This is a genomic window from Neofamilia massiliensis, assembly GCF_001299475.1.
Lineage (GTDB): Bacteria > Bacillota > Clostridia > Tissierellales > Peptoniphilaceae > Neofamilia > Neofamilia massiliensis.
Window position 1 is genome coordinate 419,942 of sequence record NZ_CYUJ01000002.1, and the last position, 15,516, is coordinate 435,457.

The 15,516-nt window shown below is 35.0% G+C and carries 16 protein-coding genes; 15 read left to right on the top strand and 1 reads right to left on the bottom strand.

Features of this window, described 5'->3' with window-relative positions; all coding sequences use genetic code 11:
* Position 1: 1 nt before the first annotated feature.
* The 10 genes from pgsW (at position 2) to BN2667_RS02130 (ending at position 9,938) form a co-directional block, all read left to right on the top strand.
* Entirely contained in the window at positions 2-1,072 is a 1,071-nt protein-coding gene (gene pgsW / locus BN2667_RS02085; RefSeq protein WP_054251668.1) for a poly-gamma-glutamate system protein, read from the top strand.
* Positions 1,065-2,453, top strand: coding sequence for a sensor histidine kinase (locus BN2667_RS02090; RefSeq protein WP_054251669.1), 1,389 nt, complete (start codon positions 1,065-1,067; stop codon positions 2,451-2,453). The genes pgsW and BN2667_RS02090 overlap by 8 nt, the downstream gene beginning before the upstream one ends.
* Complete coding sequence (locus BN2667_RS02095) at positions 2,446-3,087, top strand: response regulator (RefSeq protein WP_054251670.1); 642 nt, start codon at positions 2,446-2,448, stop codon at positions 3,085-3,087. Before BN2667_RS02090 ends, BN2667_RS02095 begins: the two co-directional genes overlap by 8 nt.
* Entirely contained in the window at positions 3,038-3,820 is a 783-nt protein-coding gene (locus BN2667_RS02100; protein ID WP_054251671.1) for an acetyltransferase domain-containing protein, read from the top strand. Before BN2667_RS02095 ends, BN2667_RS02100 begins: the two co-directional genes overlap by 50 nt.
* A gap of 347 nt (positions 3,821-4,167) precedes the next feature.
* Positions 4,168-4,908, top strand: a complete 741-nt coding sequence (sufC, locus tag BN2667_RS02105; RefSeq protein ID WP_054251672.1) for a Fe-S cluster assembly ATPase SufC — start codon at positions 4,168-4,170, stop codon at positions 4,906-4,908.
* 60 nt (positions 4,909-4,968) lie between these two features.
* The gene (gene sufB, locus BN2667_RS02110; protein ID WP_054252146.1) at positions 4,969-6,336 is read left to right on the top strand and encodes a Fe-S cluster assembly protein SufB; all 1,368 of its coding nucleotides are present in this window, start codon (positions 4,969-4,971) and stop codon (positions 6,334-6,336) included.
* Positions 6,337-6,346: 10 nt separating this feature from the next.
* Complete coding sequence (locus BN2667_RS02115) at positions 6,347-7,402, top strand: SufB/SufD family protein (RefSeq protein ID WP_054251673.1); 1,056 nt, start codon at positions 6,347-6,349, stop codon at positions 7,400-7,402.
* Positions 7,395-8,618, top strand: coding sequence for an aminotransferase class V-fold PLP-dependent enzyme (locus BN2667_RS02120; RefSeq protein WP_054251674.1), 1,224 nt, complete (start codon positions 7,395-7,397; stop codon positions 8,616-8,618). The genes BN2667_RS02115 and BN2667_RS02120 overlap by 8 nt, the downstream gene beginning before the upstream one ends.
* Complete coding sequence (gene sufU, locus BN2667_RS02125) at positions 8,608-9,048, top strand: Fe-S cluster assembly sulfur transfer protein SufU (RefSeq protein ID WP_054251675.1); 441 nt, start codon at positions 8,608-8,610, stop codon at positions 9,046-9,048. The genes BN2667_RS02120 and sufU overlap by 11 nt, the downstream gene beginning before the upstream one ends.
* Positions 9,049-9,269: 221 nt before the next feature.
* Complete coding sequence (locus BN2667_RS02130; protein ID WP_054251676.1) at positions 9,270-9,938, top strand: CpXC domain-containing protein; 669 nt, start codon at positions 9,270-9,272, stop codon at positions 9,936-9,938.
* A gap of 42 nt (positions 9,939-9,980) precedes the next feature.
* Here BN2667_RS02130 and BN2667_RS02135 read toward each other — a convergent pair whose 3' ends face one another.
* The gene (locus BN2667_RS02135; RefSeq protein WP_054251677.1) at positions 9,981-10,346 is read right to left on the bottom strand and encodes a desulfoferrodoxin family protein; all 366 of its coding nucleotides are present in this window, start codon (positions 10,344-10,346) and stop codon (positions 9,981-9,983) included.
* 113 nt (positions 10,347-10,459) lie between these two features.
* On the opposite strand from BN2667_RS02135, the gene BN2667_RS02140 reads away from it, so the two are divergent.
* From BN2667_RS02140 to murB, 5 genes are all read left to right on the top strand, one after another.
* On the top strand, positions 10,460-11,590 hold the full coding sequence (locus BN2667_RS02140) for a THUMP domain-containing class I SAM-dependent RNA methyltransferase (protein ID WP_054251678.1): 1,131 nt from the start codon (positions 10,460-10,462) through the stop codon (positions 11,588-11,590).
* Positions 11,591-11,602: 12 nt separating this feature from the next.
* Positions 11,603-12,646 (top strand): SpoIIE family protein phosphatase, encoded by a 1,044-nt coding sequence (locus tag BN2667_RS02145; RefSeq protein ID WP_054251679.1) that lies wholly within the window; start codon positions 11,603-11,605, stop codon positions 12,644-12,646.
* A 9-nt stretch (positions 12,647-12,655) separates the two neighbouring features.
* Positions 12,656-13,951 carry a glucose-6-phosphate isomerase gene (locus BN2667_RS02150; protein WP_054251680.1) on the top strand — a complete coding sequence of 432 codons (1,296 nt, stop codon included), beginning with the start codon at positions 12,656-12,658 and terminating at the stop codon, positions 13,949-13,951.
* A gap of 43 nt (positions 13,952-13,994) precedes the next feature.
* Complete coding sequence (locus BN2667_RS02155; RefSeq protein WP_054251681.1) at positions 13,995-14,507, top strand: CarD family transcriptional regulator; 513 nt, start codon at positions 13,995-13,997, stop codon at positions 14,505-14,507.
* A gap of 88 nt (positions 14,508-14,595) precedes the next feature.
* The gene (gene murB, locus BN2667_RS02160) at positions 14,596-15,510 is read left to right on the top strand and encodes a UDP-N-acetylmuramate dehydrogenase (protein ID WP_054251682.1); all 915 of its coding nucleotides are present in this window, start codon (positions 14,596-14,598) and stop codon (positions 15,508-15,510) included.
* The last annotated feature ends 6 nt before the right edge of the window (positions 15,511-15,516 follow it).

Genomic DNA, 15,516 nt, shown 5'->3' on the forward strand with positions numbered 1-15,516 from the left:
GATGAAGGTGAAAAATTTAAGGGTCTTAAAACTTCTTCCCCTTGCCCTACTTTTATTACTAAGCTTACTTTTAACTTATCTTACTAGTAGCTTAGAAAAAAATTCTTATTATAATGACCAGATTTTGGCAAGAAGTATTATGGAAGATTATATGGAAGCAGTTAAAGACTACAAGGCGGAAAAAAATATTCCCATCTATGACTATGATTATTTTAATACAGGTCTATTAGGAGATGACTACAACGACTTTACAACTTCTCTTGGCAACCTTGAGGCCAAAAGAACATCAGCAAATCCTGATATGGCAGCCTTGGTTGTAAAAATGTTTCATCAAATAAATCTTCAGCCAAATGACCATGTAGCTGTAGGACTTTCTGGATCATTTCCTGGACTGAATCTTGCAGTTATTGCAGCAGGCGAGGCCATGGACTTAGATTATACAATTATAAGTAGCTATGGAGCTTCAACCTTTGGTGCCAACCAAGAAGGCCTAAGTTTTCCTGTGATTTTAGATAGACTTCACAAGGACGGCTATACCAAATTCAACAGCGACTTAGTTAGCCTTGGAGGAGATGATGACACCCTAAGCGAAAAGCCAGCAGATTTTATAAAAAAAATTACAGACCAATACGAAGAACTTGGTCTAAATGTCTATGTAGAAAATGATTTTAATAAAAATGTTGAGGACAAAATAAGATTTTATGAGAAAAAAGATGTAGATGCCTATATTGCAGTAGGAGGAAACATTACTTTTTTAGGCATCCACGAAAAAGACCTAGCAAATAGACAGGGGATTTTAAAGCACAGCAGGCTTAGGACAGATAAATATTCTTATGACTACGGTATAATAGATTATTTTCTATTAAAAGATATTCCAACCATTCATCTATTGAATATAAAAAAAATTGTTGCAGATTATGGGCTTCCCTTTGATCCAATATCCTTGCCTCAAGAAGGTCAGTCTAATGTCTATTTTGAAAAAGTCTATAAGAAATATCCAGCCTTTATTAGCCTAGGAATTTCGGCCCTTTATCTTCTCTATATAGCAAAGGACAGGTACAAAAATGATTAAAGTAACGAGAAAAAATAAATTTTTCCTAGGCCTATTTTTGGTTTTCTTAGGAATTGTCATGCCAATGATCTTAGATATATCTCTATTTCATATTCAAGAAAAAATTGTCCAGTCCATTGAAGAAAACAATTCTTTGATGCTTGTTTTTGCAGCTATTATTTTAGTTTTTGTAAATACTATTAGGGCCCTACCTCACTATATTGGAGCCTTTTATATGTCTGAATCTATAAGCTTTAAAAGTGAGAGTTTTTTAAACAAGTACATTAAACAAATAACTATGGTAGTAATTGTACCTATAGTTTATATTTTGATTCAATATCTCTATCCAACAGTAACCTATCACTTTGGCCTACCTGCTATAACTTTAATTCTATTAATAAGTTTACTAGGTTCAAGGGAGTACAACTATGTATCTGAGTGGAAAAAAACTTTTTTAATAATATTTTTTATTGCAGCTGTCCAATTTTTAGACTTGACGCCATCTCTTTCTTTTCTTCCCTTTGGGAAAGGTGAAACTTCTAGTGAAATAAAATTAGTTTCTTATTTTTTAGGAGTTGAAAGAGAACTGGACCTTATTACTTTAATATTTTTCTTCATCTTTATTTTCTTTGGAAGTTTATTATTTTTACTTATCAAAGATGAAAACCAACTTAGGCTGGTAGATGAACTTAGAAAAGAAAACTTAATGCTAGAAAGTGAGGCTAAAATTAAGGATATAGAAAATAGGACCAACCAAGAAATGAAGGCCTTGGTCCACGACCTTAAGTCACCTTTAACAAGTGCCCAGGCTCTAATTGGCCTAGTAAAATTTTCTTGTGAGCAAAAGGATATGGCAGAAGAAATACAGTATTTAAATATTGTTGAAGAGTCTATTGACTCTCTGTCCCAAATGATTTCAGAAATCCTAAGTGAAGATGCAAAATTTTTAATTACTACAGAAGAGCTAATAAACAGCGCCCTTGCAAATATTTCAAAAAATCCAATGGCCCAAGTGATTAGCACTGTCAACAACGTTCCTGACAAATTTGTAAAAGTCAACAAAATTACTTTTACAAGGGCGATAGTAAATATTTTAGAAAACTCCTTTAGGGCAATAAAAGACATAGAATGTGGTAAAATAGAAATAGTAATTGATTCAGTAGACCTAGGAGGAGACAAGTCCATTGAAATTTCAATAATGGACAATGGAGTGGGAATTGATCAAAAATATAATAACAAGGTTTGGGAAAGTGGCTTTACTAGAAATGAATCCTACGGTCTTGGCCTTAACTTTGTAAAGAGAACTGTGGAAAAACTAAATGGAGAGGTGTTTTTCTACAGTAAAAAAAATGAGGGAACAACAGTCACAATTATATTAGGAGAGGAAGAGGTTAATGGGTGATAAAATATCTGTACTTTTTATAGATGACGAGGAGAAAATCAGGTTTGCCTTAGAAGCAGTTATAAAAAGTCAGGGCTGGCAGCCAATTGAGGCCAAAAATATTAGACAAGCAGAAGAGATAATAAAAAAGAAAATGCCAACCTTAATTTTAATTGACTATCATATGCCAGATATAAACGGTTTAGAGGGAGTAAAAATTATTAGGTCCTATGACAAGGACGTGCCAATTATAGTTTTTACAATTGATTCTGATTTAGAATTGGCACAAGAATTTATGGAAGCTGGGGCAACAGACTTTGCTACAAAACCTATAAAGGCTCCCGACCTTATTTCCAGGATAAACTTACATATAAAGTTACTTGGAGAAAATTTTGATGACGAGGAAGTTCTTTTAGACGAAGATATTTTACTTCCTAAGGGCATAGGCAGGTCTACTTTAAATTCTCTTTTGGAAAAATTAAAGGACCAAGAAGATTATTTAACTGTAGAAGAAATTTCTGAAATTACTGGCCTGTCCTACCAAACTACTTATCGCTATCTACAATTTTTAGAAAGCGAAGACATTATAGAAGTGATGATTAATTATGGAAAAATCGGTAGACCAAAACAAAGATACAAATTATCAAAAGACTAAGATGACAAAAAAGAGAATTAATTTTATAGATACTTGGAGGGGGCTTTCCATAGTTTTTATGGTTATCTACCATCTCCTCTATGATCTTAAATTTATTTTTTTAAAGGACATGGAATTTTTTACAATTCCTTCCTGGTATCCCTTTCAACAATTTATTTGCTGGTCTTTTATTTTTCTGGCAGGTTTTTCCCACAATTTGTCCAAGAGGCCTTTAAAAAATTCTATAAAGATTTTGCTGGCAGCCTTGGTCTTAACACTGGCAACTAAGACTTTTGACCCAAATGCCTATATTCGCTTTGGTGTTTTGCATTTGCTTGGATTTTCTATGCTTATAGTATCCTTAGGCCAAAGGGTTTTTCCTTTGGAAAAATCTCATCCACTTGGGCTTGGACTTTTGGCTTTTATAATTTTTATTTACTTCTGGGCCTATGGGGTGGAGGCCTTAAGTTTTTATGATGACCTTGCAGGAAGGAAATTTTTATTTGCCCTTGGTTTTACAGGTCCTTCTTTTGTGTCCACAGATTATTTTCCTATTATTCCTTGGTTTTTCTTATACCTAACTGGTTTTTATTTGGGCTCTTATCATAAGCACGTAAATCCATTTTTAAAAGACCATGACCTAGGAGAAAATTTTTTAGGAAAAATTGGCCGCCATTCTTTTTTTCTTTATCTAATTCACCAACCAATCACTTTAGGGATTTTATATTTATTACAGGCCCTTAAGCTTATTTAAGCTTGTAAATAAAAAGTGGCTTGCTATTATTTTTTTAAGAAATGAATGTCTCCTTTGGCTAGGCCTAAACTGCTATTACGCTGATGACTTCTGTTTGTTACAGGGGAATCAGCTTTTTTTATGGAGGATTTTAACTTATGTGACCTATAAAAAGTTTTTGCAAAAGGAATTAAGGACCTAGATTTTATGTCTAAGTCCTTTTTTAATTATTATTTAAATTAATATCTTTATATCCTAGTAAAATGATATGAATTGTATTATAATAGCAAAAGAGGATAAAATTCATATACTTTGTCATAAGTATATGGAATGAAAAATAGATTTCTAATAATTTAGGGAGGAAACAAATGACAAAATCACTACTAAACATAGAAGATCTTATTGTGTCTGTTGAAGACAAAGAAATTCTACACAAACTTGATTTAGAGGTTAAAGAAGGCGAGACTCATGTAATTATGGGACCTAATGGAGCAGGTAAGTCTACTTTAGGAAATGCAATTATGGGCAACCCTCAATACTCTATAGATGGAGGAAAGATAATTTTTGATGGAGAAGATATTACTGATTTATCTCCAGACAAGAGAGCCAACAAGGGCTTATTTATTTCTTTCCAAAACCCAATTGAAGTTCCTGGAATAACTTTAGGAAACTTTACAAAGACAGCTTTAGAAGCACACACAGGTGAGAGACTAAGACTTTGGGACTTTAAAAAGGAAGCAAAAAAAGTTTTAGAAATGCTAGACATGGATCCATCTTATGCAGACAGAGATCTAAATGTTGGTTTTTCAGGTGGGGAAAAGAAAAAGGCAGAAATCTTTCAACTACTAATGCTAAAACCAAAACTTGCCATCCTAGACGAAACTGACTCAGGTCTAGACGTTGATGCTGTAAGGATTGTTTCTGAAGGTGTAAAGATTTATAAGGAACAAATGGGTGGAAGTCTAATAATTATTACCCACTCAACTAGGATTCTAGATGCCCTTGATGTTGACCACACCAACGTTTTAGTTAGAGGAAGCATTGTTGCATCTGGAGATAGAAAACTAATTGACGAAATTAACGAACACGGTTTTGAAAAATATATTTAATTATTAGGAGGTGAAACCGTGACTAGAGAAAAAGCTCATGTTGAAGATATTAATCGCTCCATGTATGACTTCCACTTTGATGACAAAGATTCATTCAAAGTTGAAGGTGGGTTGACTGAAGAAATTGTTAGAGAAATTTCTAAGGAAAAAAACGATCCTGAATGGATGACAGATTTAAGATTAAGATCTTTAAGAATTTATAATGAAACCCCACTTCCAAACTGGGGACCAGATATTACTGGCCTAAATATGAGTGAGATTGTAACTTATGTAAGGCCAAACACAAATATGAAAGCCAACTGGGACGATGTTCCAGATAATATAAAAGACACTTTTGAAAAACTTGGCATCCCTCAAGCTGAAATAAAATCACTAGCTGGAGTAGGAGCCCAATACGATTCAGAACTTGTATATCACAACTTGAGAGAAGAAGTTGCAGCCCAAGGAGTTATTTACACTGACCTTGAATCTGCTATGCACGGCGAATATGGCAAGATGATTGAAGAATACTTTATGAAGTTAGTTCCACCAACAGACCACAAGTTCGCTGCTCTTCACGGAGCTGTTTGGTCTGGAGGTTCTTTTGTCTATGTGCCAAAGGGAGTTCAAGTTGAAATTCCCCTACAATCTTATTTTAGATTAAATGCACCAGGAGCTGGACAATTTGAACACACTTTAATTATTGTAGACGAAGGTGCATCTCTTCATTTTATTGAAGGCTGTTCTGCACCAAAATATAATGTAGCCAACCTTCACGCAGGTTGTGTTGAACTTTATGTAAAGAAAGATGCAAAACTTAGATATTCTACCATTGAAAACTGGTCAAAGAATATGTATAACTTAAATACAAAAAGGGTCATCGTTGAAGAAGGTGGCCAAATGGAATGGGTTTCAGGATCCTTTGGATCTCACATTTCATGTTTATATCCAATGACTATTTTAAATGGCGAAAGAGCCAGCGTTGAATTTACTGGTGTAACTTTTGCTGGAGCAGGCCAGAACCTAGACACAGGTGCAAAAGTTGTTCACAATGCACCAAAGACAACTTCATTTATAAACACTAGGTCTATTTCAAAGGGCGGAGGCATTTCTACCTTTAGGTCATCACTAAAGGTCAGCCCAAATGCTACACAGGCCAAGGCAGCAGTTAACTGCCAGTCTCTAATGCTAGACCCAATTTCTAGGTCAGATACAATTCCAGCCATGGATATTAGAACTTCTGATGCAGATATTGGCCACGAAGCAAGTATTGGATCAATATCTGATGATGCAGTATTTTATTTAATGTCTAGGGGCCTAAGCGAAGAAGAAGCTAAGGCACTAATTGTTTCAGGTTTTGCTGACAATGTTTCTAAGGAACTTCCACTCGAGTATGCAGTTGAAATGAACAATTTAATTAGACTTGAAATGATAGGATCTATAGGCTAAGGGGGAGAAAATGGAAAAGAGAGAAAAATTAATATTAAACCACATTCCAGTTTTAACTTGGAACAGGTTAAAGATGAATTATGAAGAAATTCCTAACCCTGGCAAAATGACAGACCTTGAATTTGATAAAAAATTTCCAGCTGAAGTTTTTTATGAAAAAGATACAAAGAGAAAGATAGATGTTCAAACAGGAGTAGGAGCAGATATAAATAGTCTACTAGACGCAAGCGAAATTTCCAGCCACTATTTTAAAGTAGGCAAGGGAGAAAAACTAGCTGAGCCAATTAGACTTGATTTTGATATTAAAGAAGGCAAGTGGGCTTCAGTTGTTGAACTTGAAGTTGAAGATGGGGGAGAGGCCACTTTAGTAATGGACTACAGGTCAAGTGGATCTGGATTTTCTGCCATTCAAACTAGACTAAAAGCCGACAAGGAAGCCAAGATAACCCTAGTTCAAATTCAAAGAATAGGCGATGACCTAGACTTTGTTAACGACCTAGGCGGATATTTAGACGAAAAATCAAACATTAAAGTTATAAAAGTAATTTTATCAGGAGACAATAGCTACGATGGTGGAAGATTTGTCCTTGAAGACAGGGCAGACCTTTCAACTAATATAGGATACATTGTTGAAAAAGACCATAGACTAGATATGAATTATTTAGTTGAACACAAGGGAGTCTTTTCCCTATCTGAAATTGATGTAGAAGGAGTTCTTAGAGACACTGCCTACAAAATGTTTAGGGGAACAATTGACATCCAACATGGAGCCGACCAAGCCAAAGGCAACGAACACGAAAATGTTCTAATGCTAGATGAAGGTGTTATTAATAAGTCTATTCCAATAATTCTCTGTGCCGAAGAAAATGTTGAAGGCAACCACGGGGCTACTATGGGTAGACTTGATGAAGACTTAATGTTCTACCTATTGTCTAGGGGAATTTCAGAAGAAGAAATTTATGAACTTATGGCCAAGGTTAGAATCCTAGCAATTGCCAACCAAATTGAAGATTCAGTTGCCAAAGACCTTGTCCTAAATGAAATTGGAGGCTTTGACAATGACTAAGGACCTTTTAAAGTTTAGAGATGAGTTTCCACTTTTGCAAAGAGAAAAAATTGCCTATTTAGACAATGCGGCAACATCACAAAAACCTCAATGCGTTTTAGATGCAGTTGAAAAATATTACCAAGAAGACAATGCAAATCCTATGAGAGGTCTTTACGATCTTTCAGTTAGGGCCACAGAAACTTATGAAGAAGCAAGAAGAAAAGTAGCTAAGTTTATAAACGCCAGCCGTCCAGAAGAAATTGTCTTTACTAGAAACGCTTCAGAATCTTTAAACCTAGTTGCCTATACCTATGGCCTAGACAATTTAAAAGAAGGAGACGAAATTCTAGTTGGCATAACAGAACACCACTCAAACTTCCTTCCTTGGAGGATGGTTGCAGAAAAAACTGGAGCCAAGGTCATCTATATAGAATGCCAAGAAGACGGATCAATATCTGAAGACTACTTTAAATCACTTTTAACCGAAAAAACTAAGTTAGTTGCTCTTACTCATATTTCAAATGTTCTAGGTAGAGAGTATCCAGTTAAGAAATTTATTGAACTTAGCCATGAGGCTGGAGCAGTTTTTGTTTTAGATATTTGCCAGTCAATGCCTCATGTAAAAATTGATATCCAAGATCTTAATCCTGACTTCGCTGCCTTTTCTGGCCACAAAATGTTTGCGCCAATGGGAATCGGCGGACTTTATGGCAGGTATGAACTTTTAGATAAAATGTCTCCCTTTATGCGCGGAGGCGAAATGATAGAGACAGTAAATTTAGAAGGCCAAACTTACGCTGAAGTTCCTCACAAGTTTGAAGCAGGAACAGTAAATGTAGGAGGAGCAAAAGGCCTAAGTGCTGCAATTGATTTTATCGAAAGAGTTGGCATGGAAAATATTGCAAAGAGAGAAGAAGAGCTAACAAAACTTGCTCTAGAAGGTCTTATGAAAGATCCTCATGTAAAAATTCTAGGAGCCAAGGATGCCAAAAACCACCACGGAATAATTTCCTTTGCAGTTGAAGGAGTTCATCCTCACGACATTGGAGAAATTTTAAGCCACGATGGAATTGCAATTAGAGCAGGCCACCACTGTGCTCAACCACTACTTGCCCACTTGGGAGTAAAATCATCAGCTAGGGCATCAATTGCCTTTTATAATACAGAAGAAGAAGTAGAGAGATTTGTAAAATCAGTAAGATCATTAAGGGAGAAGATGGGCTATGACGACTAATACTTTTTATAACGAAATTCTAACAGAACACAACATCAGACCCTTACACAAAAGAGAAATAGAGGGAGCCAACCTTAGACTAGAAGGAGTTAACCCATCATGTGGAGATGAAATTACAGTTTCCCTTAGAGTTAATGCCGATGACATAGTTGAAGATGGCGCCTTTGAAGGTTCAGGTTGTGCCATATCCCAGGCATCTGCAGATATGATGTTAGATTTAATTATTGGCAAGACCAAAGACGAAGCCCTTGAGCTAGCAGATATATTTTTAAGGATGATTCAAAAACAAGCAAGTCCTGAAGAAGTAGAAATGTTAGAAGAAGCTTCGATTCTAGAAGATGTTTCAAATATGCCAGCCAGAGTAAAGTGTGCAGTACTAGGTTGGAGAACAGTTGACGAAATGTTAAAAAACCATGAAGACCACAAATAAATTTTTAAAAGTCTTAGCTATTTTGTAGCTAGGACTTTTTTAATGGAAACTTTTCTAGGCCTTAATACAGACTTAATAAAAGATTCTTACAATAAATATGCAAGAAGCAAAGAGATAAATTTTTTCATACTATCCATTTTAAAGAAAAGAGGGCGAGTCAGCTCTCTTTTGCTTTATAATAAAATATTTCCTTGTTATAATAAAAGGACGAGGAGGTAAGTATGGAATTAAAAAAGAATATTAAAATAGAATGCCCGTCATGTAAAAGTGAAAGTGACTTTGAAGTTTATGAAAATATAAATACAAAAATCTATCCTGACCTAAAGGATCAAATTAAAAGTGGAGACCTCTTCCTCTTTACTTGTCCAAAATGCCAGGCAGAAACAATTGTAGACTATGGTCTAATTTACCAAGACCCAGAAGAAAAAATTCTCATCCAATACTGTAAAAACGACGAAGAAAAAAATGCAGCCCTAGGACTTTTTAAAAAGGAAAATATGGACGATGTTGATAAGGCCAAGGAAATAATTGGAATCTTAGATTCTTATGACAAGAGACTAGTTGAAAGTCTAGATAGCTTGATAGAAAAAATTAATATTTTTGATAGAGGTTTAGACGATAGAATTGTTGAACTAATAAAAATATTTGCCTTAGACTTTTTTTCTAAGGACCAACCTGGAGAGACTTTAAAAAATATTTTTTATACAGACGAAGATGGCAAGGGCTTAATTATCTTTGAAACCCAAGATGACTTTTTCGCCTTAGACATGGACGAAAACTTGTATAATTTTTTAAAGGCCAAGCTTAGAGAACTAGACTTAGATGAAGCCTATATAATAGACAACAAATGGGCCAAGGAAGTTTTTGATAAACTAGTAAAATTAGGATAAGAAAAAAGCTGGGAGAATTTAATCTTCCAGCTTTTAAATATTTTATTCTAAAACTAAATCAGCTTCTGATTCCCATAAGCCGTGGATATTACAATAGCTTAGGGCAAATAGCTTTCCATTTTTTTCTGCTTTAAAGTTTACTTCTGCTGTGTAAGAAGTTAAAGTGTCTTCTTCTCCGTGAGCAGTAAAGTCAACTGTTGATACTTCAATTGGTTTTGGGAATCCTTCTGGTTGGAAGAATAATTTAAACCAAGCAATGTGGTGTTCAAAAGTATTTGGATGGCCAATTTCTTCGCCAACTGCTAATTTTACCTTTACATCTTCACCTTTTACTGATTTTTCAATGTGGATAACTGGAACGTGTTTTTCGTTTTTCCAATCTCCGCTCATAATAGTTTTACTAAGCATTACTATCTATCCTCCTATTAGTATTTTCACAGTATTTATATCCATTCTAAAGTCTTTTTAAACAAATCCCACAAAAGCTTTTCATTTTGTGATAAAATATACTTAGGTGAACTATGGAAAAATACACATTAATAGCAACTACAACCTTTGGTCTTGAAGCTCTTTGTAAAAGAGAACTAAGAGACCTAGGTATGGAAATAAAAAAAGTACAAGACGGAAGAATATATTTTGAAGGAACCATGGAAGATGTAGCAAAAGCCAACTTGTGGTTAAGGACAGCTGACAGGGTTTTAATTGAGCTTGGAAACTTTAAGGCTCTTAGTTTTGAAGAGCTTTTCAACAAGGTTTATGAGATTCCCTGGGAGGATATTATTCCTGCAAATGGAAACTTTATTGTAAATGGCAAGTCCATAAAATCAAAATTATTTTCAATTTCAGACTGCCAGAGAATTACAGAAAAGGCAATAATAAAAAAACTACAGACCAAATACGATATAGCCTGGTTTGAAAAATCTGGCGCCCTTTATGATATTGAAGTGGCACTATTAAAAGACTATGCTTCAATAACCTTAGATACTACAGGCAAGGGCCTCCACAAGAGAGGCTATCGAAAAAAACACGGAGACGCTCCAATTAAAGAAACTCTAGCAGCTTGTATGGTTATGCTTTCGTATTGGAACAAGGACAGGATCTTATACGATCCTTTCTGTGGGTCTGGAACAATTTTAGTCGAGGCGGCAATGATTGGTAGAAATATTGCTCCAGGTTTAGAAAGAGGTTTTGCCTTTAATAACTGGACTGGAGTTAATAAGGATATTTTAGCAAAGGCAAAAAAAGATGCCCTTGAAAAAATCGACCACCATGCGAACTTAAAAATTTATGGCACAGACATAGACGAAGAGATGGTAAATTTATCTAGGGAAATTGTTGCAGACCTAGGTTTTGAAGATGATATAAAAATTTTCCGCAAGGATTTTAGAGACTTTGACCTAGAAGATTCTTTTGGGGTTATGATTACTAATCCGCCTTATGGAGAGAGACTAAAAATTTCTGACCTAGCAAGGCTTGAAAGAGATCTGGGAGAAAAAATAAATAAATTAAAAACTTGGTCTTCCTATATTATAACCAGTGACGAAAATTTCGAAAGAAACTTTAAGAGAAAGGCCGACAGAAAGAGAAAGTTATACAATGGCAAGATTAAGGTAGACTACTATCAATATTATGGGCCGAGACCTGATTTTTAAAAGGAGCTAGGAATGCTTAAGACTAAATACTTTAAAGACGACCATTTTGAAATATTTGAAAACATGGCCGACTTAATTAGGGTTAAAGACGTAGATGACAATGTTATTTACATTAACGACCAAATTCTTACTGATAATAATTTTAAAATACCTGACAAACCTCGAAAACTTTTAGGCTTAGAAGACACCTTACAAACAGAAGAGAAAATTGCTGGCAGAGATTACTCCATAAAGGCATCTCCTGTTTATAACGAAGATGGAGAACAAATTGCATCAATAGAAGTTTTTAGAGATGTGACTAGAGAGAGAGAACTTGAAAAAGCCTTAAAGAGAACTTCTAAGGAAATAGAAAAAGATTTAATCTTTGCAAAAAAAATCCAAAGGCAGATTCTTCCTAGAAAGGGCCAGTTTAATAATATAACTATAGACTTTAAATACAGGCCTTCTAAGTATTTGTCTGGAGATTTATTTGATATTTTTGATATTGATGATGAGAATATAGGAATTTATATTGTTGACGTTGCAGGTCATGGTATAGCTGCTTCAATGCTAACTGTTTTTATTAGGCAGACCATGTATTCTGTTGCCAAGGAATCAAAGTCTCCATCAGAAGTATTAGTAAAGCTAAAAGAAAAGTTCCAAGACCTAGAGCTCGAACCTGAAAGATACTTTACTATGTTTTATGGGGTCTACAATATGAATGAAAAAGAATTAAAATATGCCAACGCTGGCCACAACTCAATTCCATTTTTATTTAACAAGGACTCAATAACCATGTTAGTAAATTACGGCCTGCCAATTTTAGGCTTTGATACACCTACTAACTATATAGACAAGTCTGTTCGCCTAGAGGCAGGAGATTCTGTTTTAATGTATACAGATGGACTTATTGAGGCAAAAAATGAATATGGCGAAGAGTTTGGAGAAGACAGGGTCAAGCTTGCAATTTTAAATACAGAGGGAAATCTTCTAGAAGAAATAGAAAAGAAACATGCAGACTTTATAGGCATTGAACAAAAAGACGACATAGCAATGATTTTAATGAGTGTAAAATAAGGGGGTCCTATGACTATAACACTAGATTACTCAAAGGCCTTAATAAAAGAAAATGACCTTGAAGAAATTAAACACTTGGCCTTAGCTTCAAAAGACTTACTTGAAAATAAAAATGGAGCAGGTGCAGAGTTTTTAGGTTGGACAAATCTTCCGGAAAACTATGACCAAGATGAGTTTTTAAGAATTAAAGAAGCAGCTAAAAAAATAAAAGACCAGTCAAAGGCCTTACTTGTAATTGGCATTGGTGGATCTTATTTAGGAGCCAAGGCTGCAATCTCTGCCTTAACTAATAATTTTCACAATGAAAGCTGTGGAGATGACCAGGTGAAGATTTACTTTGCAGGCCAAAACCTTTCGGAAAGCTATCTAATTGATCTTTACAATCTTTTAAAGGACCAAGACTTTTCTATAAATGTAATTTCAAAATCGGGAACTACAACTGAACCAGCTCTTTCTTTTAGAATTTTTAAAGATCTTTTAGAAGAAAAATATGGGGAGACTGCAAAAGAGAGAATTTTTGTAACTACAGACAAGGAAAAAGGAGCCCTAAGAGATTTGGCCCTAAAGGAAGGCTACGAAACTTTTGTGGTTCCAGACGATATTGGCGGAAGGTATTCTGTACTCAGTGCAGTTGGTCTTCTTCCAATGGCCTGTGCAGGTATTGATATTTCTCAAATGATGGAAGGGGCAGAAGCTGCAAGACTTAAATACAAAAATCCTGTCTTTGAAGAAAATGACGCCCTTATCTATGGCGCCCTTAGAAATATTTTATACAAGAAGGGCAAGGACATTGAGCTAATGGTTTCCTACACTCCAGAGCTTTCATATTTTTCTCAGTGGTGGATCCAACTTTTTGGAGAATCTGAAGGGAAAAATAGCCAGGGAATTTTTCCAGCTTGTGGAAACTTTACAACTGACCTTCACTCAATGGGCCAAATGATCCAAGACGGCAGGAGAAATCTATTTGAAACTGTAGTCTTAGTTAACAAAAGTGCTAAGGATCTTACTATAAAAGAAGACCCAGACAACTTAGATGGGCTAAATTATTTAGTGGGCATGAACCTATCTGAAATAAACCGAAAGGCCTTTGAAGGAACAATAGATGCCCATGTTGAAGGAGGAGTTCCCAACATTGTTGTAGAAATAGAAAGGCTAGATGCCTACAACTTTGGAGAATTATTTTACTTCTTCCAAAAGGCCTGTGGATTTTCAGCCTATATGTTAGGAGTAAACCCTTTTAACCAACCTGGAGTTGAAAAGTACAAGAGCAATATGTTTAAGTTATTAGGAAAACCAGGCTATTAAAATTTGATGCTTAGTGGAACAGTTATAAAAAAGAGGTGGATATATGTTTGAAAAAGGTGAAATAGTTTTTTATAAGAATATTGGCGTGTGTATGGTAGATGGAATTACAAGATTAGATTTTGCCTTAGATCCAAGACAAAAATACTATGTAATGAGAAGTATTTATAAAAACGGAGTAAATTATGTTCCAGTAGGCGGAGAAGTTGAAAATATTAGATCTATTATTTCTAAGGAAGAAGCCGAAGCCCTAATTGATAAAATTAAGGACATAGAGCCAGAACCAATTTTAGACCTGGCAGTCAAACAAATGACTGAAGTATACGAAGAAAAATTAAATTCAGGCAATCCTGAAGATATTTTAGATTTACTTTTATCAATTGACAAGAAAAAAGAAATACTCTATGAAGAAAAGAAAAAATTTGGAGCCATAGACGATTCTTATTTAAAAAAGGCCATAGATATGTTTTATGAAGAAACTGCTGCAGCCTTGGGTTTAAAAAAAGAAGCTATGGGAAAATATATAGAAGAAAGAACAGGCTTTACTCTAACTGTTTAGCCTAAACTTAAAGAAAAATTAAGTTCGCACTTTGCATAGATAAAAGCTGCGAACTTTTTAAAATATTAGAAAGTAAGAAGAGGACCAAATGGAGAAAGAACAAATACTAAAAGACCTAGAAGATTTAAATATTGGAAAAATATTAATAGATGAGCCTATGAAAAACCACACCACCTTTGAAGTAGGTGGACCTGCAGATATTTTTATCGAGCCAAAAGACGAAGAGGCTTTAATAAAACTAATGGCATACTTGAGAAAAAAGTCTATTGATCATTTTATCCTAGGCCAAGGATCAAACCTTCTAGTAACAGACAAGGGCATTAGAGGAGTAGTTATAAAAATTCACGGCTGCCTGACAGACTTATACTTAGAAGATGAGAGGACAATTTATTCAGGAGCAGGCATAACAGTTCCAAGGCTTGCTAAATTTGCCCAAGACAATACTCTAACAGGACTTGAGAAAATTTCTGGAATTCCTGGAGATGTTGGCGGCGGAGTTTTTATGAACGCTGGAGCCTATGGCAGTGAATTTAAAGATGTAGTAAAAGAAGTAAAAGTTTTAACTACAGAAAATAAAGTTGAACTTATAAAAAACGAGGACATGGAATTTTCTTATAGACAGTCTTTAGTAAAGAAAAAAGGCTATATAGTTTTAGGGGCAAGTTTCTCCTTGGGAAAAGGTATCCAAGAAGAAATTGATGCCATGGTTTCTGACTATACTGCTAGACGTAGAAACAAACAACCATTAGAGTGGCCATCAGCTGGATCAACTTTTAAAAGACCAGAAGGCTATTATGCTGGAGCCTTAATAGAAGAAGCTGGCCTTAAGGGCCTAGTCCATAGGGGGGCCATGGTTTCAGACAAACACTCAGGCTTTGTAATTAATCACGACCATGCAACTTATCAAGATATAATAGAATTAATTAAACTGATTCAACTTGAAGTCTACAACAAAAGTGGAGTGAAGTTAGAAAGGGAAGTAAAGATTGTAGGAGAAAAGTAGGGAGAG